The organism is Pseudomonas juntendi (assembly GCF_009932375.1).
Taxonomy (GTDB): domain Bacteria; phylum Pseudomonadota; class Gammaproteobacteria; order Pseudomonadales; family Pseudomonadaceae; genus Aquipseudomonas; species Aquipseudomonas juntendi.
Genome location: NZ_BLJG01000592.1, coordinates 1 through 443, shown reverse-complemented (window position 1 = coordinate 443; position 443 = coordinate 1). Strand labels below are relative to the sequence as shown.

The 443-nt window shown below is 68.4% G+C and carries 1 protein-coding gene; it reads right to left on the bottom strand.

Going from position 1 to position 443, the window contains the following annotated elements:
- On the bottom strand, positions 1 to 443 hold a 443-nt coding region (locus GYA94_RS27405), incomplete at both ends, for an AMP-binding enzyme (protein WP_161893521.1).

Here is a 443-nt window from a genome sequence, read left to right as displayed (position 1 = left end):
AAGCTTTTCCAGATCTGGTAGAGGGCCAGCTCGATAGGGTCGCGGGGACTGCTCAGGTTGACCTGGCGCGCCGCCAGGTCATTGTCCGCGCGCTCGGCCAGGGCCTGGCGGTCGACCTTGCCGTTGGCGGTGAGCGGCATGCCGTCGAGCCACAGGTAGGCACTGGGCAGCACGGCACTGGGCAGGGTTTCGGCCAGGTGCGCACGTACCGACTGCTCGTCCGGCGCGGCGCTCGTCACGCAGCAGGCCACTAGCCGCTGGTGCTGGGCCTCCTCGCCCAGCATCAGCACCACGCTGGAAGCGATGCCTGGAAAGGCCAGCAGCCGCGCCTCGATTTCGCCCAGTTCCAGGCGCACGCCACGCAGCTTGACCTGAAAGTCGTCGCGGCCGAGGAACTCCAGTTGGCCATCGGCGCGATAGCGCGCCAGGTCACCGCTGCGGTA